The organism is Mycobacterium sp. (genome assembly GCF_040398885.1).
Classification (GTDB): Bacteria; Actinomycetota; Actinomycetes; order Mycobacteriales; family Mycobacteriaceae; genus Mycobacterium.
In genome coordinates this window covers 1-1,871 of record NZ_JBBATF010000289.1, presented here as the reverse complement: position 1 = coordinate 1,871, position 1,871 = coordinate 1, and the positions used below count along the sequence as shown (strand labels likewise).

Here is a 1,871-nt window from a genome sequence, read left to right as displayed (position 1 = left end):
AGTGCCGGCGCCGGTCGTGGACATGACGTGAGCATCCCACCGACCACCGACAATCTCTCGTGCGATGTCAGAGGTCTTCGTGAGCGGCCTGAAAGTCCTCAACGTGCCGGTCGACCGTGACGGTCAGGAAGTGCGTCGCGCACGAGATGCAGGGGTCGTGGTTGCGGATGGCCCGTTCGCACATCGCGGTCAGCGCGGCATCGTCCAGACCGCTCTGCTCGGTCACGATCCGCAGCAGATCGGCCTCGATCGCGCCCTGGTTCTGCGCTGTCGGCGGCACGATGTCGGCGGCGGCCACCAGCCCGTCGGCGTCGATCCGGTAGCGGTGGTACAGCAGCCCGCGGGGGGCCTCGCTGACCCCGTGCCCGACACCCGGCCGGGGTGAGACCGGCACGAACGGGCGGCTCGGCCGCTGGTAGTCCCCGATGATGCGGAGCGCCTCCTCGACGGCGTAGACCACCTCGACGGCGCGGACGATGATGCTGCGGAACGGGTTCCGGCATTCGGGGCCGAGGCCGGCCGCCGCGGCCGCCTCTCTGGCCGATGCGGACAGGGCCTCGTGGTTCAGCGAGTAGCGGGCCAGCGGGCCGGTGAGGTGACGTCGCCCGTCGAGGGTGGCGTGCAGCGCGGTGGAGTGCCGCACCTGGGTCTCCCGCACGTGCTCGCCGAAGTCGGCCACGTCGAAGGCGGGCCCGGCGCTGCGGGCGATGGCGCCGTCCTCGATCGGATAGCGGTCACCGGTCAGCGCCAGCAGCTCGTGCCCGACGGTGAGGTCCGGGAACTCGAAGCCGGACACCCACTCGACGGTGGCCAGCGCGCCATCGAGGGCCCGGCGCAGCAGTTCGGCCATCGGCTTGAGGTCCGCCCCGGTCGGCACCGAGTAGAAACCGCCGACCCGCACATTGACCGGGTGGATGGACCGGCCGCCGATCAGTTCCATCAGCCGGTTGCCGGCCTTCTTCAACGCCAGTCCGCGTTCCACCGCCTCGGGATGGGCCCTGGCGAGGGTCATTACGTCCGGGGCGCCGAGGAAGTCCGGAGCGTGCAGCAGGTAGATGTGCAGCACGTGGCTGTGGATCCACTCCCCGCAGTAGAGCAGCCGCCGCAGCGCGACGATCTCGGGGTCCGGTGTCACCCCGCAGGCGTCCTCGATGGCGTTGCAGGCGCTGACCTGGTAGGCGACCGGGCAGATGCCGCAGATCCGGGCGGTGATGTCCGGCGGTTCGGTGTAGTTCCGGCCGCGCAGGAACGCCTCGAAGAACCGCGGCGGCTCGTAGATGTTCAGTTCGACGAGTTCTGCTTTGCCATCACGTATTTCGACGCGCAGGGCCCCCTCCCCCTCGACCCGGGTCAAGGCGCCGACCCGCAACGTGCGCGACTCGGTCACGGGCCGTGTCGCTCGCCGTCGAACTGCGTCACGTTGAAGGTGCCGAACACCCGGTCGACGTCGGCCGCGGACAGCCCGTCGCGTCGCAGCAGCGGGATCATCGCGCCGGTGTTGGGGGTCGCCATCGGGCCGAAGCAGCCGTAACAGCCGCGGTGGTGCCGCGGGCACAGCGCGCCGCAGCCGGCGTGGGTCACCGGGCCCAGGCAGGCGATGCCCTCGGAGACGGTGACGCAGGTGACCCCGGCGCGTTTGCACTCGGTGCAGACCGACGCCGCCGGCAGCCGGGGTCTGCGGCCGACGAGCAGGGCGGCCAGGGTGTCGAGCAATTGGCGGCGGTCGATCGGACAGCCCCGCAGCTCGTAGTCCACCGTGACGTGCGCCGAGGCCGCCGTGGAGGTGGCCAGGGTATCGATGTAGTCCGGGCGCGCGTAGACCACCGAGGTGAACTCGCCGACGTCGGCGAAGTTGCGCAGCGCCTGGATCC

1 protein-coding gene and 1 pseudogene are annotated in these 1,871 nt (G+C 70.9%); both read right to left on the bottom strand.

Annotation, left to right across the window (positions count from 1 at the left end):
• Nucleotides 1–67: 67 nt before the first annotated feature.
• The gene (locus ADBZ5U_RS16120) at nucleotides 68–1,387 is read right to left on the bottom strand and encodes a Ni/Fe hydrogenase subunit alpha (protein ID WP_526811883.1); all 1,320 of its coding nucleotides are present in this window, start codon (nucleotides 1,385–1,387) and stop codon (nucleotides 68–70) included.
• A pseudogene (locus ADBZ5U_RS16115) lies at nucleotides 1,384–1,871 on the bottom strand (NADH-quinone oxidoreductase subunit B family protein); the annotation flags it as partial. The gene ADBZ5U_RS16120 and the pseudogene ADBZ5U_RS16115, both read right to left, overlap by 4 nt.